The sequence below is a fragment of the Streptomyces sp. NPDC090127 genome, from assembly GCF_044746945.1.
In the GTDB taxonomy this organism is placed as follows: Bacteria; Actinomycetota; Actinomycetes; order Streptomycetales; family Streptomycetaceae; genus Streptomyces.
This window is the reverse complement of the sequence record NZ_JBIVDE010000003.1, coordinates 673,278-693,868: the sequence shown is the minus strand read 5'-3', so window position 1 is coordinate 693,868 and position 20,591 is coordinate 673,278. Positions and strand designations below refer to the sequence as shown.

Below are 20,591 nucleotides of genomic sequence, written 5' to 3'. Positions count from 1 at the left end.
CCACGCCGTCGCCCACGGACGAGCCCGCGCACGGTGACCGCCCCGACGCGGCCTGAGCGCATCGGGCCCGCCCCCGCTCGGCCGCTGACCAGGGGCCCGCTGTCCACGCGCCCCGGCGTGGTGCGTAGGGCGGGTCGAGACGGGTAGGCGTGCTTGCGTGTATGACCGGAATGCCCCGGCCGGATCGGCCGAGGGCGGCCGCACGCATGGAGGGCGCGAACATGGCCGGCGACGGTGAGTACGAGCGCGACCGGAACTACCTCACGACACGGATCACGGCCGACGGCGAGGACGGCTATCCCGTCGAGCCCGGCCGCTACCGGCTGATCATCGCCCGCGCCTGCCCCTGGGCGAACCGGTCCGCGATCGTCCGGCGGCTGATGGGCCTGGAGGACGTGCTGTCCATGGGCATCGCGGGCCCTCTGCACGACGAGCGCAGCTGGTCCTTCCACCTCGACCCCGGCGGCAAGGACCCGGTGCTCGGCATCGAACGGCTCCAGGAGGCGTTCTTCCGGCGCGAGCCCGGCTACGCGCGCGGCATCACCGTGCCCGCCGTCGTCGACATCCCCACCGGCCAGGTCGTGACCAACGACTTCGCCCGGATCACCCTCGACCTGGGCAGCCAGTGGACGGCGCACCAGCGGGACGGCGCGCCCGACCTGTATCCGGAGAAGTGGCGCGACGAGATCGACGACGTCGCCGAGAAGGTGTACCGGGACATCAACAACGGCGTGTACAAGTGCGGGTTCGCCGGCAGCCAGGAGGCGTACGACAAGGCGTACCGCAGGCTGTGGGAGCGGCTCGACTGGCTGGAGGAGCGGCTCACCGACCGGCGCTATCTGGTCGGCGACACCCTCACCGAGGCCGATGTCCGTCTCTTCCCGACCCTCGTGCGCTTCGACGCCGTCTACCACGGCCACTTCAAGTGCAACCGGCAGAAGCTGACCGAGCTCCCGGCCCTGTGGGGCTACGCGCGGGACCTGTTCCAGACACCCGGCTTCGGCGACACGATCGACTTCCAGCAGATCAAGGCGCACTACTACGTCGTGCACCACGAGATCAACCCGACCGGCATCGTCCCCCAGGGCCCGGACACCCTCAACTGGCTCTCCCCGCACGGCCGCGAGGGCCTCGGGGGCCGTCCCTTCGGCGACGGTACGCCCCCCGGCCCCCCGCCGCCGTCCGAGCGCGTACCGCCGCTCGGCTGACCCGCGGAACCGTCCCCGGCCGGCCCGTCCCCCCGACCGGCCCGTCCCCCCGGACGGGCCGGCCGCCCGGACGGGCCGTCAGACCATCAGCAGCAGCCGCGTGTGCGGCACGAGCTTCCGGTTCACGCTGGTGCTCTGCACGAATATCGTGAAGTCGTCGTTGTGGTCCGGCTTGACGCGGACCTCCACGTCCGGCAGGCCGAGCAGAGCGCGGGCCTCGGGCCCGGTGTACACCCGGTCCGTCTTCTTCTCCAGGACCGCGATCTGCTTGCGCGCCTGCACCTTCTCCGACTTGCTCAGCTGGTAGAACGCACCTCCCGTGCGGTACGTGTGCCCGCATTCGACGACCCAGTCCCGGATCGCCGCGTCACGGGAGACCGGGATCAGCTGGTACGTCGACGGGTCGACGGGCGTGAGACCGGCGGCCTTCACCGTGTCCTTGTTGACCGCGTCCGCGCCCGTGGAGAACACCGCCCGCGATCCCCGGATGCCCTGGGTGCGGCCCACCATGAACTTCTCGGTGGCCTCGCGGATGACCTGCCCGGCCTCCTCGAGCCCCTGGGTGCTCGTGGCGTCCCAGATCGCGATGTTCTCCTTCGGGAAGCCGCACTGCATGGCCTCGCGCTTGCCCAGCTGGTCCGGCACCAGGACGGCCAGGGTCCAGTTGTCCTGCTGCGTCCGGATCATCTCCGCGACCGCCGCGACCAGTTCACGCGGGTCCTTGGCAGGGGCGTCCGGGCAGCGGTGACTGGCGTTCTCCTGGCCGTCCGTCAGGACGAACGTCAGGAAGCTGTGGTCGCCGTACAGCTGCGCCGTCTGCGCCAGCTCCCGCTGCGACTTCAGGGCGGCGGCCAGCAGGGCCGTCATACCGCCCACCCGGTACAGCTGCTTCAGCGAAGGCATCCGCAGCACGTCCTTGTCGTAGATGACGCACTGCACCTTGTCCGCGAAGACGTACACCGTGACGCGCGTCTCCTGGTCCAACTCCCGTGAACGGCGGGCGAGGTACGCGATCTGCTGATCGGCGACCTCGACCACCTTGCCACTGAGGTGGGACATGGACGAACTGGCGTCCAGCACGAGCGCGACGTGGTTGATGTAGTTCTGGCTTCCCGACATGAAAGCTCCCCCTTTTCCGACGTGATGGATCCAGCGTCTCACCCACCACTGACAATCGATCTTGGCTTCACCACGCGGTCGCGCGGGGCCCCCGGCGGGGCTTGGAGGGGGAGCCGGGTCGCCAGCGCGGCCGCGGTGCGGGCGAGCGGTGTGGTCATGATCGCCGCGACGCTGGTGTGCCCGGCGATGTAGGAGTCGAGACGGCGCCAGGCCGGCGGCACACGGGTCACCGCCGTGTGGACCAGGCCGGGGTTGCGGGTGAAGAGGTTCATCAGCGTGCCACTCGCGCGCATCTCGACACCGAGGGTGCCGTCGACCTGCCGGCCGTACGCGTCGGCGGCGACGCTCGCCGCCCTCTCGTCGCCCGCCGCGACGAGCCGGGCGGCGGTGTCGCCGGCGAGCTGCCCCGACCGCAGGGCGTACGAGATGCCCTCGCGCGACCAGTGGTCGACGAGCGCCGCCGCGTCACCGGCGACCAGGACGCGCCCGCGGGACAGCGGCGAGTCGGAGCGGCGGCACCGGGTCAGGTGACCGGTGTCGTGCAGGGGCGGCAGGTCGTGGAGTCCGAGGCGGGTGAGGAAGTCCTTCTTGTAGGCGCGCAGGGCCGCCGGGTTGCCCCGGGCGGCCACCACCCCGGCGGTGCAGACCTCGCCCTTGGGAAAGACCCAGCCGAACGACCCCGGGAGCGGGCCCCACTCCATCAGGAGCCGGCCGCGCCAGTGATCGGCCGTCCGTTCGTCGACCGGCACCTCGACCTCCAGGGCGAGGTCGACCTGCGCGCACTCGACGCCCACGTACCGGGCGACCCTGCTGGCGCTGCCGTCGGCGCCGACGACGGCCCGCGCCCGGAGTGTGTCGCCACGGTTGGTCGTCACCGTGACGGTGCCGCCCTGCTCCTCCAGCGTGGTCAGCGCGGTGTTGTCGCGGACCGTGGCTCCCGCGGCCGCGGCGGCCTCGGTCAGCGCCGCGTCGAGTTCGCTGCGATAGACCATGGCGATGGTCGGGCAACGGGAGGTGAGCGTGCGTTCGGCGTGCCCGTTGAGGGCGAAGGTGAAGTGACCGGCCGTGTCGTACACCTTCAGGGGCAGACCGGGGGGCAGTGCGGCGAGAGACGCTCCGATGAGGCCGCCGCCACAGGTCTTGTAGCGGGGGATGGTCGCCCGTTCGAGGAGCAGGGTCTCGCAGCCCGCCGCGGCGGCGACGCGGGCGGCGGTCGCGCCGGCCGGGCCTGCGCCGACGACGATCACGTCCCAGGTGCCGGGCGGACGGGCGGGGGCGGAGGGAGGAAGCATGTGCGGGGTCACCTTGCGGTCGGACGGAATGGGGTCGGGTGCGGAACCGGTCAGTGCGAGACAGCGGCCGGTTCCGCCGCGGGACGCGCGGCGTCGGCCGGCTCCTGGTCGGGGTCGAGGCGGGCGAGGAGATAGCGGGTGAGCGCACAGGCCGTCGGGTGGGTCCACATCACCGTGGTGGGGATGTCCAGGGCCAGTTCGCGTTGCAGGCGGTTGCGCAGGGCGAGCGCCATCAGCGAGTCGAGGCCGAGCGTGACCAGGGACGTGTCGGCGTCGAACCGGTCGGTTCCCAGCCGCAGGACCGCGGCGATGTGGTCGACGACCTGCGGCTGAAGGATCTGCTGACGCTGCTGCGGGCCGTCCGCCTCCCGCAGGGACTCCAGGAGCGCGCTGCGCTCCCCGCCCGAACCGGCATCTGCCGCCGGGGCGGCCAGCGGGGCGAAGAAGGCGGTGCGGGCGGTGGCGGGGTACGACTCCAGCCACCGGGCCAGGTCGAGCGGCGTGTACGCGCCCCGCGCACGGTCGTGCGCCAGGATGCGCTCCAGCGCGGCGATGCCCTCGGCGGGCGTGATCATGGCGTAGCCGCGCTCCGCCATGGCCGCGCCGCGGCCGACCTCCGACCAGGGTCCCCAGTTGACACAGGTGGCCGGCAGGCCCTGGGCGCGGCGCCACGAGGTGAACTCGTCGAGCCAGGCGTTGGCGGCCGCGTACGCGCCCTGGCCGGCGTTGCCCAGCAGGGAGGCGGCGGAGGAGAAGGTCACCCACCAGTCCAGTTCCAGGCCCTGCGTGGCCTGGTGCAGCAGCCAGGCCCCGGTCGCCTTGGGGCGCCACACCTTCTCCAGGAGGGCGGGGGAGAGGTTGGCGACGGTTGCGTCCTCGACGACGGCCGCGGCGTGGACGACACCGCACAGCGGGTGGCCGGTGTCCTGGGCGGCCCGGACCAGGGTGTCGGCCACGCCCGGTTCGGCGAGGTCCCCGCGCACGACCTCGACGCGGGTGCCGTACTCCGCGATGAGGGCGTCGAGCGCGGTGCGGGCGTCCGCGGAGGGAGCCCTGCGGGAGGTGAGGACGACGCCGCCGGCTCCTCGTTCGGCCAGCCACCGGGCGACCAGCAGCCCCAGCCCGCCGAGCCCGCCGGTGACCAGGTAGCTCGCGTCGGACCGTACGACGGGAACGTCAGCCGGACGCACCGGCAGGGTGTCGGTGCCCTCGGTGGGCCAGGTGAGGACGAGCTTGCCGGTGTGCCGGGCGGAGGCCATGGTGTGGAACGCGGACGCGGCCTCGGCGACGGGGTGTTCGGCGACGGGCAGCGGCGGCAGCGTGCCGTCCGCGAGCATGCCGGCCAGTTCGCGGTAGCCCTCGGCGAGCAGCTCCGGGTCCTGCTGCATCATCATCAGCACGTCGACGCCGGCGAAGGTGACGTTGTGCCGGAAGGGCAGCAGCCCGAGGCGGCTGTTGGCGTAGATGTCCCGCTTGCCGAGTTCGAGGAACCGGCCCCGGTGGGCCAGCAGCTCCAGACCGGCGGCCTGCGCGGGCCCGGTGAGGGAGTTCAGCACGACGTCGACGCCACGGCCGCCGGTGAGGGCGCGTACCTGGTCGGCGAAGTGCAGGGTGCGCGAGTCCATGACGTGCTCCACGCCCAGGCCGCGTACGTACGCCCGCTTGGCCTCGCTGCCCGCGGTGGCCCAGACCTCCGCGCCGCACGCCCGCGCCAGGTTCAGCGCGGCCAGACCGGTGCCGCCGCTGGCGGAGTGGATGAGTACCTTCTCGCCCGCCCGGAGCCGGGCCAGGTGACGCAGGGCGTACCAGGCGGTGATGTACGCGCACGGCAGGGCTGCCGCGTCCCGCGTGCTCATCCGGTCCGGCACCGGCAGCAGGCAGTCGGCGCGGACGGTCGCGAAGGAGCTCATGACGGCGGACCGTGTCCCGTCCACGAACATCGCGGCGACCCGGTCGCCCGGCCGTACGTCCTGGACGCCCTCACCGACGGCGGTGACGACGCCCGCGCCGTCGAACGCGGTGACGTCCATAGGCTCCTCGCCCGCGTTGAAGCGCTGGTAGACGCCCATGGCCTGGAGCACGTTGATGAAGTTGACGCTGGTGGCCTCGACCCGGACCTCGACCTCGGCCGGCCCGGGGCGACGGCGCGGCTGGGCGACGAACGCGAACGAGTCCAGGTCGCCGGGGCGGGCCAGCTGCAGGGCCACCCGGTCGTCGGCGCGGTCGACGGTCCTGCGGCGGTGCTCCTGATCGTCCAGCGGGGCGGTACGGAGCCGGGCCAGGTGCCGTGTCCCGTGCCGGTAGGCGATCTCGTCCTGCTCGTCCGGGCAGGACAGCAACTCCCCGGCCACGTCGGCGACCGGCGTGCGGGCGTCGACGTCCAGGACGGCGGGACGCAGCTCGGGGTGCTCGTAGCTCATCACCCGTACGAGCCCACGCAGTCCCGCCTGGGCCAGGTCAGGCCGGTCCTCCGGCAGGACGTGCTGCGCGCCGTGGGTCACGGTCCACAGGCGCGGCGGCTGCCCGCCGTCACCGGGTCGCGCCAGCTCGCGGGCGGTCTCCACCAGCCGGGCGACCTGCCGGTGCGCCTGCCGGTCGGGAGAGGGTGACGCGGAGCCGGGCGCCGGCAGGTACACCACCGCCCGCGGCGGCTGCCCGCCGGCCGGCCCCGACAGGACCGGTTCGGCGCGGGTGTCGTCCTGCGCGGCGAGCGTCCGGATGTCCACCGCGGCGCCCCGCGCCTCCAGGGCCTCGCCCAGCGCGGTGGCGTGCGACTCCCGGCCGGGCTCCGTCACCAGCGTCCAGGCGCCGGCCGGCGCCTGCGGCTCGGGCCGCTCACAGGGCTCCCACGTCGCCTGGAGCAGACGGTTGTCGAAGCGCTCCTCGGCGCTCTCGGCCGGTACGTGGCGGAATTCCACCCCGGTCGCGTCGGCGACCACGCTCCCGTCGTCCGCCCACAGCCGGAAGTCCGCCGTGTACCGGTCGGCGTCCATCCCCGTCAGGGTGACCAGGCAGTACCCGGAGAGCGGAAGCGCCCCGTACAGGCGCAGCCCTCCGAGGCGCCGGGGCAGGATGCCTCCCTCGGGCACCGCACCGGTACGCAGAACGACGGCGGCGACGGCCTGGAGGCAGCTGTCCAGCATGACGGGATGGCAGTGGAGCGACTGGGCGCCCGCCCGGCCCTCGTCGGGTACCCGCAGGCGGGCCAGGAGACGGGTCCCGGCGCGGTCCGCCGGAGTCCCGTCCGTGTGCAGCGACTGCAGGCCGAGGAAGGGCTGCCCGTGGTGCACGCCGCGCTCGTCGCGCATCTGCCGGTAGACGTCGGAGGCGTCCGCGGTCTGCGGGAAGTCCGCCAGCAGTTCCTTCGCGTCGCGGTCCTGCGGAGCGGGCTCGCCCTCCGGCGTCCGGTGCAGGGTCGCCTGCGCGTGCTGGACGCAGACACCGTCGGAGCCCGTGCTCACCACCCGCCAGCGGGCGCTGTCGGAGCCGGCCGCCTCGGCGGTCGCGGTGACCAGCGTGCCGTCGGCCGTCGGCAGCAGCAGCCGCTCCAGGTCCACGTCGGTGAGGGCCAGATGCCGCGGACCGGTGGCGTACAGATCGCCGGCGGCGGCGACGGCCATCTCGCACAGCGCGGCGCCGGGGACCACGGCGACGTCGTTGACGCGGTGGGTGTCCAGCCAGGGCAGGGTGGTGGGGGTGACGCGGGTCTGCCACAGGTGCCGGCCCTCGCCGTCCGGGTCCGCGGTGTGCGGTCCCGTGAGGGGGTGCGAGGCGGGGGAGGCATGGGCACCGGCGGACTGCCGCAGCGGTGAGGGCTCGACGACGTACCGCGTGCGCTCCCACGTCGTCGGCGGTACGTCGGCCAGGGCGCCGTCGCCGTAACGGTCGGCCCAGTCCAGCGGGTGGCCGGCGCAGTGCAGCGCCGCCACGTGGGTGTGGAACGCCAGTGTGTCGTCGGTGTCGCGCAGCAGGGAGGGCACCACCGCGGTGTCGTTGTGGCCGTGCGTGGCGAGCGTCGCCTGCACGGGGTTGGCGAGGACGGGGTGCGGGCCGATCTCGACGAACAGCCGGTGCCCGTCCTCCGCCGCGGCCCGCACCGCGTCGGCGAAGCGCACCACCCGGCGCAGGTTGTCCGACCAGTAGGCGGCGTCGAAGGCGGGGTGCTCGCGCGGCTCGTCGGTGACGGTGCTGTAGAACGCCGTCGTCGGCTGCCTGCCGGTGACCCCGGCCAGCGCGTCGGCGAGGTCGGGCAGGATCGGGTCCATGTGGGCGGTGTGCGAGGCGACGTCCACCTCGACCACGCGGATCCCCACCCCGCGCGCGTCCCAGTCCTCGGCGAGGCGGCGGATACGGTCGGCGTCCCCGCCGACGACGGTGTTGTCCGGCGACGCGACGACCGCGACGGTCACCCCGCGCACGTCCTCCTCCGCCAGCATCCGCTCGACCTCGGTACGGCTCAGGGCGACCGAGGCCATCAGCCCCTGACCGGCGGCCCGCAGGATCAGGCGCGACCGCCGGCAGATGACGCGTACGCCGTCCGGAACGCTCAGTGCCCCCGCCGCGACCGCGGCGGCGACCTCCCCCATGGAGTGGCCGATCACGGCCGCCGGTTCGACGCCCTGGGAGCGCCACATGGCCGCAAGACCGAGCTGGATCGCGAAGATCACCGGCTGCACCCGGTCGAACCCGGTCACCACCTCGGGGCGGCACAGGGTCTCCCGCAGCGAGAAACCGGACTCCTCGGCGACGAGCGGTTCGAGCTCGTCGATCACCCGGGTGAACTCCGCGTCACGGTCGAGCAGTTGCCGGCACATGCCCGCCCACTGCGAGCCGTGACCCGAGAAGACCCAGACCACGCCCTGACCGGCGCCCGGGACCGCCCGCCCCGTCGACACCCCCGCGACGGGCGGGGTCCCGGCGGCCAGTTCCTCCAGCCGGGCCACCAGCTCCGCCCGCCCGGAGGCGACGACAGCGGCCCGTTCACGTGCGGGGGAGCGGCGCACGGCGAGCGTGTGGGCCACATCGGGGAGCGGCACCCGGGCCCCCTCGCCCTTCAGCCACCGGGCGAGGCGGCCGGCCGCGGACCGGAGCGCGACGGGCGTGCCGGCGGAGAGCGGGAAGACGCGTACGACGGCCGCCGCTTCGTCGTCCAGGGCCGTCGCGGTCTCGGTCGTCGTCGCTGCTGCCGCCGCCGTCGCCGTCGGCTCGGGAGACGCGGACTCGGCCCCGGACTCGGCAGGCGGGCGGGCCGACGAGGCCTCTGCGGGGGAAGCGGGCCGGGCTCCGCGCCGGTGGGGTACGGACGCGGGCGGCTGCTCCAGCACCACGTGCGCGTTGGTGCCGCTGATGCCGAACGACGACACCGCGGCCAGCCGCGTGCCCTCCCGTACCGGCCACTCGGCCGTCTCCGAGGGCACGAACAGACGGGTGCCGGTGGCGTCGATCTGCGGGTTCCAGTCCCGGAAGTGCAGGCTGGCCGGGACCATGCCGTGGCGGAGCGACGCGATGGCCTTCAGCAGGCCCGCCACGCCCGACACCGGCTCCGTGTGACCGATGTTGGTCTTCACCGAACCCAGCGCACACCGGTCCCGGCCCTTGCCGTACACCGCTGCCACCGCACCGAACTCGATGGGGTCGCCCACCGCCGTGCCCGGTCCGTGCGCCTCCACCATGCCGACGTCACCCGGCTCGACGCCCGCGCGCTCCAGCGCCAGCCGGTAGAGGTCGATCTGCGCGGGCTCCGAGGGCGCGCTCAGCCGGGTACCCCGGCCGTTCTGGTTGACCGCCGTCCCGCGGAGCACCGCCAGGACCCGATCGCCGTCCCGCAGCGCGTCCGACAGCCGCTTGAGCACGACGACGCCACAGCCCTCGCCGCGCACGTACCCGTCGGCGGCGGCGTCGAAGGCGTGGCAGCGGCCGGTGGGGGAGAACACGCCCCACAGCGCCGGGGCGATGACGCCCTCCGGCCCCAGCGTCAGCATGGCGGCACCGGCCAGGGCGACGTCCGACTCACCGGCCCGCAGGCTCTGGCAGGCGGAGTGCACGGCGACAAGCCCGGACGCGCAGGCGCTCTCCACGACGACCTGAGGGCCCCGCAGGTTCAGCATGAACCCCACGCGCCCGGGACCGATGCTGTCGAAACCCGTGTACATCGCGTAGGCGTCGACCTCTTCCAGAGGCCGCTGCACCCGCAGCATGTAGTCCTTCTGATAGATCCCGAAGAACATGCCCGTGGGCGTGCCCGAGAGCCGCTGGGCCGGGATCCCGGCGTGCTCGATGGCCTCCCAGACCACTTCCGCCAGCAGCCGGTGCTCCGGATCCACCCAGGGCGCCTCCTGGGCGTTGATCCCGAAGAACTCGGGCTCGTAGGCGTACACGTCGTCGTCGAGGAAGCAGCCGTACTTCAGTCGGGCCGCGACCTTGGAGGGAAGACCGGCCAGCTCCGCCTGGCCCCAGCGCTCCGCGGGGACCTCTCGCACGGTCTCCCGGCGTGCCATCAGCAACCGCCAGAGCGAGGCGACGGAGCGAACCTCACCAGGGAACCGGCAGGCGGCTCCGACGACCGCGACCGGTTCGTCCTGACCCGCTCCCGGCACCGCGACGGCGGTCTGTGCATGCATGGATGGCCCGTCCTTCAACCCGAGGAAAGAGGAAAGGGCGGGCGCCCGGCGTAGCGGCACCCGCACCGCCGCGCGATCGGATCGATCATGCGCGGCAGGGGCCATTCCGCCACGTGGTCGGGCGCGCGGCACGGATCCGGGCCTGGTGAACGGGGGCGCGTCGGGCGGGCGAAGTGCCCCAACGCAACGGGTTCAACTGGTTGGGCGGTCGCTCAGCGGATCATCGGCCTGTGTGGATGATCATGCGGAGGGAGGAATGGATGTGACCGGAGGGGCGACGCGTACCCGTGGCGCGCGCTGCCCGCCGTCCGAGGCGCGGACGGCGGGCAGGGGGTGACGCGGGTCGTTCAGCCCGGCCAGGTGCCGGTCAGGCGCCGTGTCGTGACGGCCCCCGAACGCTCGACGGCCGCCTTGACGACGGCGAAGATCGCGCCCTGCAGCGCCGCGGCAAGCAGGATCTCCTGCCAGCTGCGGTGCTCGTCGGTGGCGTCAGGGGCGTCGTCGTCGTGGCCGATCATCTTCCACGCCTGTTTGAAGGCCGCGCCGGCGATCATGCCGCTGGTCATGCCGAGGGCGAGACCGATCGGCTTGTACGCGATCGTGGACGGCTTCATCGGTTCCTCCGGCTGCGCCGCACGATCAGGAACACGGCGAGCGCGGCGGTCGCGGCGATCAGGGGCGTGCGGTTCGCCTTCGCCACGGTCACGGCCTGGTCGGCCTTCTCGCGGACCGGGTCGGGGGTCTTCTCGGCGGCGAGCTGCCCGGCGCGCGCGGCGGCGTCGCGCAGATGTGCGGCGGCGTGCGCCGACGTGTCGAGGAGGGGGTCGGGCGTCTTCTCCCGCACGAGTTCGGCGGCCTGTGCGCTCTTCTCCCGCAGCTGGTCGGTGACGCGTCCGGCCATCTCGGTGCCGTGGTACTTCAGCTCGGCCGCCTTCTCCTGGGCCTGGGCCTTCACGTCCGCCTTGGCCGCCAGAGCCTCCACGGTCCGGCCCAGCTCCTCACGCGTCTGCTCGACCTCCTCGCGCAGCTCCTCGGGGGTGGGTGCGCCTACGTCGTGGTGCGTCTTCTTGGTCATCGGTGTGCCTTCTCCTTGATCTCGGCCAGATCGGCCTTGACGCCGTCGATGGCCTGCTCGGGAGCGGGGGCGCCGGCGTCGGCCATCTGCTTCTTCCCCGCCGACGCCATGACCGCGGCGACGGTCGCCAGGAACGCCCCGACGATCAGGGCCGAAGCCCACAGCGGCAGCAGCAGCGTGAGGGCGGCGATCCCGGCGGCGACCATGGCCTGCGCGGCAAGGATGCCGACCAGTCCCGCCCCGCCGAAGAGGCCTCCGCCCACGCCGTACCGTTTACCCTTCTGTGCCATCTCCGCCCGGGCCAGCTGCATCTCTTCGCGTACGAGCTCGGAGATCTGTCGTGACGCCCGTGTCACGAGGTCGCCGGCCGATTCCTCTGTCCTGCCGTGGCTTGGGTTCCGCTCAACGGCGCTCATGGAATGACTCACCCTCTTCCTCCATCTGGGGCGCGCCTACCCACCGACACGCGAGTCACCCGCCGCGTGCGCCATCCGGTCCCGAGAGCCCGCGGGGCGGCGAGCGCCGGGGAAGGCCACGGCCCCGGCGACGAGTTGCGGGAGGGCGTCGCCGGGGCTCGCGGGGAGCGTCCTCGACGGGGAGCCGGTCGGCGCAGGTGGGGGCGGGTGCGCAGGTGAAAGGGTCAATCCCGCCCTCCCTCTGATATGACTCCGCGATCCGGGGGTAGCCGCGTGTTCATGGAAGCGAACACGAACACACCACTCAGCGCCGTCGCGCTCGTCTGCACGCTCTCGCCGTCGCCCGCCCCCTCCAGTTCGCAGCTGCTGGCGGAGCAGGTCATGGCCGCGCTCGGCGAGCACGGGGTCACGGGGAAGGTGATCCGGGTCGCGGACCACGATGTGCGGACCGGGATCGAGACCGACATGGGCGACGGGGACGCGTGGCCCGAGATCCGGAAGGCGATCCTCGCGTCGGACATCCTGATCCTCTCGACCCCCATCTGGCTCGGCCATCCCGCCAGCGTCACCCAGCGGGTGCTGGAGCGGCTCAACGCGGAACTGAGCGAGTCCGACGACGAAGGCCGCATGCTCACCTTCGGCAAGGTCGCCGGGGTCTGCGTGGTCGGCAACGAGGACGGCGCGCACAAGGTCAGCGCCGACCTCTTCCAGGGCCTGAACGACGTCGGCTTCACGCTTCCCCCCAACGCGGTCACGTACTGGGTGGGCGAAGCAATGCACGGTACCGACTTCAAGGATCTCGACAAGACCCCCGAGAAGACCGCCGCCACCACGAAGACGCTGGCCGTCCACGCCAGTCACCTCGCCCGCCGGCTCAAGGGGGCTCCGTACCCGCCGTCCTGACCGGTACGGGGATGTGACGGCGCGTCACGTCGGACGCGGCGATCCGGGTGGTTCTCGCCGGAGAAGGGGTTTCCATACAGAGATTCCGGCAATTCGGATCATATGGTAAAAATCGGCTACACCATGATGACCGAGCAGGCCGGGCCCAGGGAGCTGGTGTCCCACGTCGTCGGAGCGGAGCGGGCGGGGTTCGACTTCTCGGTCATCTCCGACCACTCCTTCCCCTGGCTCGACTCCCAGGGCCACGCGCCGTACGCGTGGAGCGTCCTGGGCGCTGCCGCCCAGGCCACCTCACGCATCCCCCTGATGACGTACGTGACCTGCCCGACCTTCCGCTACCACCCCGCGGTGATCGCGCAGAAGGCCGCGACGATGCAGCTGCTCTCCGGTGGGCGGTTCCGCCTCGGCCTGGGCTCCGGCGAGAACCTCAACGAACACATCGTCGGGGCCGGCTGGCCCGCCGCGCACGTGCGTCTGGAGATGCTGGAGGAGGCCGTCTCCATCATCCGTGCGATGTTCGAGGGCGGGTACGTCAGCCACCACGGCGCCCACTTCGACGTCGAGAACGCCAAGCTCTGGGACCTTCCCTCCACACCGCCCCCGATCGGTGTCGCCGTCTCCGGTGACCGGTCCTGCGAGATCGCCGGCCGCGACGCGGACCTCCTGATCGCCGTCGCCCCGGAGGCGGAGCTGACGAAGGCGTTCGCGGCGCACGGGGGCGCCGGGAAGCCCTGCGTCGGCCAGCTTCCGGTCTGCTACGACCCCGACCGCTCCGCGGCGGTGGCCCGGGCGCACGACCAGTTCCGCTGGGCGGTGGGCGGCTGGGAGGTCAACGCGGAGCTGCCCGGCCCTGCGGGCTTCGCGGGGGCCACCGAGCACGTCCGGCCCGAGGACGTCGCCGAGGCCATCCCCTGCGGCGACGACGTGTCCGCCTTCGTCGAGGGGGTGCGCCCCTACGTCGAGGCCGGGTTCACCGAGGTCGCCCTCGTCCAGATCGGCGGCGACCACCAGGAACCCTTCTTCGAATGGGCGGAGAAGAAACTGCTGCCCGCCCTGCGGGAGCTGTGAGGGAGCCGCGATGAGCCGGGCAGCGCTGTTCGACGTCGACGGCACTCTGGCCGACACCAACCACCTGCATGTCACGGCGTGGTGGGAGGCCCTGCGCCAGGCGGGGCACACCGTGCCGATGCATGCCCTCCACCGCGCGATCGGGCTGCCCGGCGGGGACCTGCTCGACCACGTGCTCGGCGACGACCGTGACCGCACGGGGGACGATCGCCTGAGCGCGGCCCACGACACCCTCTACGCCACGTACTTCGACCGCCTGCCCGCCCTGGACTCGGCCGCCGAGCTGCTGCGGACGCTGGCGCGCGACGGCTGGAAGGTCGTGCTGGTCACCTCGGCCAAGGACAACGAACTGAAGGCGCTGCGCAGGGCGATCGACGCCGACGACGCCCTGACGGAGACCGCCACCGCGGACGACGTCGAGGAGGGCAAACCCGCACCCGAACCCATCCGGCACGCCCTGGAGCTGGCGCGGGTGCCGGCGGAGCGCGCGGTCTTCGTCGGCGACACCGTCTGGGACATGAAGGCCGCCGCGGCGGCCGGGGTCGCCCGCGTCGGGGTGCTCTGCGGCGGCATTCCGCGCCAGGACCTGGAGGAGGCCGGCGCCGAGGCCGTCTACCAGGACCCGGCCGAGCTCCTGGCCCAGCTCGGCCGGAGCCCCTTCTCCCGGGTGACGCCCTGACCTCCTAGGAGCGGTGCCCGCCGTCGGCGAGGTGGGGGAAGCGGAACTCCGTGCGGCGGTGGGCCGTCGCGCCCGGGCGCAGGACCGGGCTGGGGTAGTCGGCGCGGTTCGGGGCGTCGGGGAAGTGCTGGGTCTCCAGGCAGACCGCGCCGTGGCGTTCGAGGCTGCGGTCCGCGCCGTCGGAGAGGGAGCCGTCCAGCTGGTTGGCGGTGTAGACCTGCAGGCCCGGTGCCGTCGTCCACACCTCCATCACGCGCGACTCCGCCGGTGCGGCCAGCCGGGCGGCAGGCCGCAGAGGTCCCGGGCCCTGTGTGGACAGGGCCCAGCAGTGGTCGTACCCGCCGGCCTGGACGATCTGCTCGTCCGCCGCCTCCACGCAACTGCCGAGGAGGCGGGGGGAGGTCAGGTCGAAGGGCGTGTCCGCGACCTCGTGGAGCGGGCCGAGCGGGATGCCGTCGGCGTCGACCGGCAGATAGGCGGGCGCGTCGACCCGCAAGGTGTGGCCCAGCACGTCCCCGGCCGCCGCCAGGTTGAAGTACGCGTGGTGGGTGAGGCTGACGACCGTCGGCCGGTCGGTGGTGGCCGCGCAGACGACGGACAGGGTCCCGGCGGTGTCGAGCGCGTACGTGACGGTGACGTCGAGAGCGCCCGGGAACCCCATGTCGCCGTCCGGGCTGCGCAGGGTCAGGCGCAGGGCCGCCGTCTCGGCCTCCAGGACGGGCTCCGCCGCCCACACCTTGGTGTCGAAGCCCCCGGGCCCTCCGTGCAGGGCGTGGCCGCGGTCGTTGCGAGGGACGCGGTACGTCGTGCCGTCCAGGGTGAAGCGGCCGTGGGCGATGCGGTTGGCGTAACGGCCGATCAGCGCGCCCAGATAGGGGCCCTTCTCCGCGTACTCCTCGACCGTGGGGAGTGACAGGACCACATTGGCCGTCTCGCCGCGGGTGTCGGGCACGCCGAGGGCGTGCAGCACGCCCCCGTACGTGAGGATCTCGGCGTACACACCGGAAGGGGACTCCAGCCGCCAGAGGCCGACGTCCTCCCCGCTGGGTGCGGTGCCGAAGGGCCGGTGGCGGACAGCGGGGCGGGGTCGCAGCATGTGAGTCCTCGGGGCGGGCGGACGACCGGACGGAGCCGGTACGAAGGGGTCGGGCGGGGGTCTCGGCCGGGGCGCCGCCGTTCCGTCCGTCGTGCGCGGTACGACCGTCCCGGCGGGCTGCCCGGTGGGCTACCGGGCGGGCTCTCCCGTGGACTCCCGGATCACGAGCTCGTACCCGGGGCTGATCCTGCGGGGCTCGGTCACCGGGCCACCGCCGAGCCGCTCCACGAGCCGGTCGACCGCGAGGCGGGCGATGGCCTGCTTGTCGGGGGCGACGGTGGTGAGGCTGATCGCGCCGAAGCGGCTCTCCTCGATGTCGTCGAAACCGACGACCGCGACATCGTCGGGGACGCGCAGGCCGCGTTCGGTGAGGGTGCGCATGGCGCCGAGGGCGATGAGATCGTTGTACGCGAAGACCGCGTCGGGCCGTTCCCCCCGCTCCAGGAGCGCCGACATGGCAGCGGCTCCGTCGGCACGGCCGTAGCCGTCCGTGGCGACGACCAGCGTCTCGGCCGGCTCAAGGCCCGCCGCGGTGAGCTCCTCGCGCCAGCCGCGCAGGCGCAGGTGCGCGGGCTGGCGCTCGCGTCCGGTGCGCGAACCGAGGAACGCGACACGGCGCCGGCCGAGCTCCACCAGATGACGGACCGCGTCGCGGGCCGCCGCCACGTTGTCGATGGCGATCTGGTCGTACGGGGCCTCGTACTCGCGCTCGCCGAGCAGGACCAGGGGCGAGGTCTCCTGCCGGGCGACGAGGTCGGCGGTCTCCAGATGGATGGGGCTGAGGATCAGCCCGTCGATGACATGCGAGCGGAACTCCTGACAGACCAGCAGCTCGCGCTCGCGCAGCCCCGCGGTGTGGTCGACGAGCACCGTGTAGTCGTGCTGGGCCGCGGCGTCGATGATGGCGCCGGCCAGCTCGGCGAAGTACGGGTTGCCCAGTTCGGGCACGGCGAAGGCGATGATGCCGGTACGCCCCTTGCGCAGATGCCGGGCGGTGAGGTTCGGCCGGTACCCGAGCTCGTCGATGGCCCGCTGGACCCTGGCCCGCATCTGCGGTGTGACGTGGGGATAGTTGTTCACCACGTTCGACACGGTCTTGATCGACACGCCTGCCCGCTGCGCGACGTCCTTGAGGCTGACGCCCACGGCACTCCTCTGGTTCGGCTCTGATCGGAAGGGGCCCGGCTTCGCCGCGGCGGGTGTGGTCCGTCCCGCGTCAGACGCTACTTCGGCTGCGCGACAGATAGCGCTGCGCGACCACGACGACGATGAGGAAGCCGCCGCTCACCACCGACTGGTACGAGGAGTTGAGCGAGCCGATCTGGTTGATGAGGTTCTGGATGACGGCGAGCAGCAGAACCCCCCACAGGGTGCCGCTCACCGAACCGGCGCCCCCGACGAGCAGGGTGCCGCCGATGACGACGGCCGCGATCGCGTCGAGCTCCATGCCCGTGCCGACGATCGTGACACCGGAGGAGAGCCGGGCCGCGCTGATCGCACCCGCGAGACCGGCCAGTACCCCGCTCAACAGGTACACGATCACCTTCGCACGGGCTACGGGCAGCCCCATCAGCGTGGCCGCGTCGCTGCTGCCGCCCACGGCGAAGAGCGTCTGGCCGAACGAGGTGCGCTGGAGCACCATACCGCCGGCCCCGAACAGGACGAGCGCGACGAGGATCGGGTAGCCGAACCCCCCGATGCCGCCCTGCCCGAGCGTGGCGAACGCCGACTCCTTCGGAACGAGATGGGTGGTGGCGCCTTCGTCGGTCAGGGCGAGCAGCAGTCCGCGCGCGCCGAGCAGGGAGGCGAGGGTGACGATGAAGGGCGCCATGCCGGCCCGGGCGATCAGCAGTCCGTTGATCAGGCCGATCGCGCCGCACGCCACGAGCGGGACGAGCAGCGCCGGCACGATGCCCCACTGCGAGGCCCAGGCGGCGAGCACTCCGCCCAGCGCGAAGACCGAGCCGACGGACAGGTCGATGCCACCCGTGATGATCACCAGCGTCATCCCGAGCGCGACGATCGCCAGGAAGGAGGCCTGCACCGTCACCCCGCGCGCGTTGTCCAGCGTGGCGAACGTCGGGTAGACGAAGGAGGCGATCACGACGACGAGGAGCAGGACGGCGAGCACACCCTGGCGTTGCAGGAGTTCGGCGACCCGTTCCCGGCCGGAGACGTACGCCCCCGCCCGGTCCGCGGCGCCGCCGCCCCCGGTGGGAGTGGATGACGAGGCGCTCGTGCCGGGGGAGGCGAGCGAGGAGGAGGAGTTCATCGGGATCGGCGCTCCCGTGCGACGTAGACGGCGGCGATGATGATGGCCGCCTGGGCCAGCTGAGCGGTGGAGTCGGGCAGGTCGTGCTTGACGAGGGTCGCGCGCAGCAACTGCATCAGGAGCGCGCCCGCGACGGTGCCCAGCACCCGGATGGATCCGCCGCTGAGCGGGGTACCGCCCACGACCACAGCGGTGATCGCGGACAGCTCCATCAGGGTGCCGAGGGACGAGGGGTCGCTCGCGGTGAGCCGGGCGGTGGCGAGGACGCCCGCGAGCGCGGCGAGCACACCGCACAGGACGTACACCCCGATCAGCACGCGCCTGACCGGCAGCCCGGAGAGGGCGGCGGCGGACCGGTTGCCGCCGATCGCCACGACCTGGCGGCCGAACGTCGTCCGGTGCACGAGGAACGCCACCGCGAGCGCCAGCACGGCCGCGACGAGGACGACCAGCGGGATGCCGAGGAAGCTGCCGGTGCCGAGGGAGAGCAGATCGGGGTTGACGATCTGCTTCAGCCGGCCGTCCGCCATCACGAGGGCGAGACCGCGCCCGCCGACGAACAGCGCCAGGGTGGCGACGATGGGTTGCAGCCCGACGACGGAGACGAGGGTGCCGTTCACCGCCCCGACGACCGCGCCGGCCAGCAGCGCGATCAGGAGGGCGGGCACGAGGCCGTAGCCCAGGTACAGCGGCAGCAGCGCCGCCGCGAGCGCCATGGTCGACCCGACCGACAGATCGACCCCCTCGGTCCCGATCACCAGAGCCATGCCGAGGGCCACGATGACGATGGGGGCGACCTGGATCAGCTGCGTACGGAGGTTGTCGACGGTCAGGAAGTGCTCGGTGAAGACGGCGTTGAAGACCAGGAGCGCGGCCACCGCCGCGTACACGCCGTACTCCTGGAGCCAGGCCGGGGCGCTGCGCCGCGGGGCCCCGGAGCCGCGGGCCTCCTCGGCCGCGGGCGCGGTTGCCTGGGTGGTCATCGGGGGTCCTCCTTGGCGTCGTCCGTGGCCGACGCCGGGTCGGGGGCCTGAGCGGGCGCGGTGGTGGGCACAGCCGTGGGGGGACGGCCCGCCGCGGAGGACCGCTCGGGGGCGGGGGAGTGGTCGGCGGCGGGGGAGTGGTCGGCGAGTGCCGCAAGCAGTGCGCTCTCCGACACCTGGTCGGCGGTCAGTTCGCCGGCCGTCGCCCCGTTCCGCAGCACCACGATCCGGTCGGAGCCCTCCACGAGCTCCTCGATGTCGGACGAGATCAGCAGGACGGCGAGGCCCTCCTGGGCGAGTTCGTCGATGAGGGTCTGGACCTCCGCCTTCGCCCCGACGTCGATACCGCGCGTGGGTTCGTCGAGCAGCAGGACCTTCGGTTCGAGGCACAGCCACCGGGCGAGGAGCACCTTCTGCTGGTTCCCGCCGGACAGTTCGCCGACCTTCTGCTCCGGACTCGACGCCTTGATCCGCAGCCGTTTCATGAAGATGTCGACCACGCGGTCCTGTCGGGCGCGCGAGACGACTCCGGCGCGCGAGAGGCGCGGGAGCGCCGCCAGCACGATGTTCTCGCGGACCGAGAGACCGGGCACGATGCCGTCGGCCTTGCGGTCCTCCGGCAGCAGGCTGATCCCGGCGCGGATCGCACGCGCCGACGAGAACCGGTCGAGCGACGCGCCGTCGATGGCGATCCGCCCCGCGTCCAGCGGCAGGGCGCCCGCGAGGGCCTTCGCGGTCTCGCTGCGGCCGGAGCCCAGCAGACCGCCGAGGCCGAGCACCTCCCCGGGATGGAGCTCCAGCGACACGTCGTCGAGCTGGTGCTTCCTCACCAGGCCGGTCGCCGTCAGGACGGGTTTGCGCGCGATGTCGTGTCCCTCGTCCGCGAAGCTGGTCACGCCGCGCCTGCGGACCTCGGAGACCTCCCGGCCCAGCATCATGGACACCAGCCGCACCCGGTCGAGCGCGGCCAGGTCGCCGGTGTGGATGTGCCGGCCGTCGCGGAGCACCGTGACCCGGTCGCAGATCCGGTAGAGCTCGTCCATGCGGTGACTCACGTACACGACGGCGATGTTCCGCCGCCGCAGATCACCGATGACCCGGAACAGCGTCTCGACCTCACGCGGCTCCAGGGAGGAGGTCGGCTCGTCCATGACGACCACGTGCGCCTCGACCGACACCGCGCGGGCCAGCGCCACCATCTGCTGCGCGCCGATGCCCAGGGTGTGCAGGGGGCGGCGCGGGTCGACGGTGACGCCGAACCCGCCGAGGAGGGCGGTGGCCTCGGCGTGCATACGGGGGAAGTCGATGAGCCCGAGGCGCGTACGGGGCTCGCGGCCGAGGAAGACGTTCCGCGCCACGCTCATCAGCGGAACCAGGTTCACCTCCTGGTAGATCGTGGAGATGCCGGCCTGCTGCGCCTCGAAGGGACGCGCGAAGTGGACCGGACGGCCCGAGAGCAGCAACGCGCCGCTGTCCGGCCGGTGTACGCCCGTGAGCACCTTGATCAGGGTCGACTTGCCCGCGCCGTTCTCGCCGACGAGCGCGTGGGTCTCCCCGGCGCGGAGCGTGAACGACACGTCGTCGAGGGCGACGACGCCGGGGAACCGCTTCCCGACGCGGCGAGCCTCCAGCACCGTCGGCGGGACCGCCCGCGCGTCCGCCGGCACGGAGCCGGTGGGGGCGGGGCCGGTCGGGGCGGACGGTGCCGGTTCGGGTGGTGCCATGGACGTGGCCTTCCGGAGACGGAACGGATCGGGTGGGGGCCGGCTGGATGGTGTGGCTTCGGGAGCGGGGAGGGGCGTCCCGGCCCCGCGGTGTGCCGCCGCGCGGTCGGGTCGCCGTACCTCCGGGACGGCGACC

General features: G+C 73.0%; 15 protein-coding genes. 4 read left to right on the top strand and 11 right to left on the bottom strand.

The window, feature by feature from the left end:
* Positions 1–221 precede the first annotated feature (221 nt).
* Positions 222–1,208: a glutathione S-transferase family protein gene (locus tag ACIPPS_RS13970; RefSeq protein WP_401430704.1), complete on the top strand. Its 987-nt coding sequence runs from the start codon at positions 222–224 to the stop codon at positions 1,206–1,208.
* 78 nt (positions 1,209–1,286) lie between these two features.
* Here ACIPPS_RS13970 and ACIPPS_RS13965 read toward each other — a convergent pair whose 3' ends face one another.
* The 6 genes from ACIPPS_RS13965 to ACIPPS_RS13940 all read right to left on the bottom strand — a co-directional run bounded on the left by ACIPPS_RS13965 (position 1,287) and on the right by ACIPPS_RS13940 (position 11,730).
* Positions 1,287–2,327: a vWA domain-containing protein gene (locus ACIPPS_RS13965; protein WP_401430702.1), complete on the bottom strand. Its 1,041-nt coding sequence runs from the start codon at positions 2,325–2,327 to the stop codon at positions 1,287–1,289.
* A gap of 38 nt (positions 2,328–2,365) precedes the next feature.
* On the bottom strand, positions 2,366–3,619 hold the full coding sequence (locus tag ACIPPS_RS13960) for a geranylgeranyl reductase family protein (RefSeq protein ID WP_401430700.1): 1,254 nt from the start codon (positions 3,617–3,619) through the stop codon (positions 2,366–2,368).
* A gap of 50 nt (positions 3,620–3,669) precedes the next feature.
* Positions 3,670–10,239, bottom strand: a complete 6,570-nt coding sequence (locus ACIPPS_RS13955; protein WP_401430698.1) for an SDR family NAD(P)-dependent oxidoreductase — start codon at positions 10,237–10,239, stop codon at positions 3,670–3,672.
* Between the two features lie 347 nt (positions 10,240–10,586).
* On the bottom strand, positions 10,587–10,853 hold the full coding sequence (locus ACIPPS_RS13950) for a DUF4235 domain-containing protein (protein ID WP_401430696.1): 267 nt from the start codon (positions 10,851–10,853) through the stop codon (positions 10,587–10,589).
* Entirely contained in the window at positions 10,850–11,314 is a 465-nt protein-coding gene (locus ACIPPS_RS13945; RefSeq protein WP_401430694.1) for a DUF3618 domain-containing protein, read from the bottom strand. The genes ACIPPS_RS13950 and ACIPPS_RS13945 overlap by 4 nt, the downstream gene beginning before the upstream one ends.
* On the bottom strand, positions 11,311–11,730 hold the full coding sequence (locus ACIPPS_RS13940; RefSeq protein WP_401430692.1) for a phage holin family protein: 420 nt from the start codon (positions 11,728–11,730) through the stop codon (positions 11,311–11,313). Before ACIPPS_RS13940 ends, ACIPPS_RS13945 begins: the two co-directional genes overlap by 4 nt.
* 279 nt (positions 11,731–12,009) lie before the next feature.
* Between ACIPPS_RS13940 and ACIPPS_RS13935 the strand changes: the two genes are divergently transcribed.
* From ACIPPS_RS13935 to ACIPPS_RS13925, 3 genes are all read left to right on the top strand, one after another.
* Entirely contained in the window at positions 12,010–12,633 is a 624-nt protein-coding gene (locus ACIPPS_RS13935; protein WP_401430690.1) for a flavodoxin family protein, read from the top strand.
* 102 nt (positions 12,634–12,735) lie between these two features.
* Positions 12,736–13,701 (top strand): LLM class F420-dependent oxidoreductase, encoded by a 966-nt coding sequence (locus tag ACIPPS_RS13930; protein WP_401430688.1) that lies wholly within the window; start codon positions 12,736–12,738, stop codon positions 13,699–13,701.
* 10 nt (positions 13,702–13,711) lie between these two features.
* Complete coding sequence (locus ACIPPS_RS13925) at positions 13,712–14,380, top strand: HAD family hydrolase (protein ID WP_401430686.1); 669 nt, start codon at positions 13,712–13,714, stop codon at positions 14,378–14,380.
* Between the two features lie 4 nt (positions 14,381–14,384).
* Here ACIPPS_RS13925 and ACIPPS_RS13920 read toward each other — a convergent pair whose 3' ends face one another.
* From ACIPPS_RS13920 to ACIPPS_RS13900, 5 genes are all read right to left on the bottom strand, one after another.
* The gene (locus ACIPPS_RS13920; RefSeq protein ID WP_401430684.1) at positions 14,385–15,476 is read right to left on the bottom strand and encodes an aldose epimerase family protein; all 1,092 of its coding nucleotides are present in this window, start codon (positions 15,474–15,476) and stop codon (positions 14,385–14,387) included.
* A gap of 129 nt (positions 15,477–15,605) precedes the next feature.
* Positions 15,606–16,622: a LacI family DNA-binding transcriptional regulator gene (locus tag ACIPPS_RS13915; protein WP_401430682.1), complete on the bottom strand. Its 1,017-nt coding sequence runs from the start codon at positions 16,620–16,622 to the stop codon at positions 15,606–15,608.
* Between the two features lie 70 nt (positions 16,623–16,692).
* Positions 16,693–17,748 carry an ABC transporter permease gene (locus tag ACIPPS_RS13910; protein WP_401430680.1) on the bottom strand — a complete coding sequence of 352 codons (1,056 nt, stop codon included), beginning with the start codon at positions 17,746–17,748 and terminating at the stop codon, positions 16,693–16,695.
* Positions 17,745–18,731: an ABC transporter permease gene (locus ACIPPS_RS13905; protein WP_401430678.1), complete on the bottom strand. Its 987-nt coding sequence runs from the start codon at positions 18,729–18,731 to the stop codon at positions 17,745–17,747. Before ACIPPS_RS13905 ends, ACIPPS_RS13910 begins: the two co-directional genes overlap by 4 nt.
* Entirely contained in the window at positions 18,728–20,455 is a 1,728-nt protein-coding gene (locus ACIPPS_RS13900; protein WP_401430676.1) for a sugar ABC transporter ATP-binding protein, read from the bottom strand. Before ACIPPS_RS13900 ends, ACIPPS_RS13905 begins: the two co-directional genes overlap by 4 nt.
* Positions 20,456–20,591: the final 136 nt, after the last annotated feature.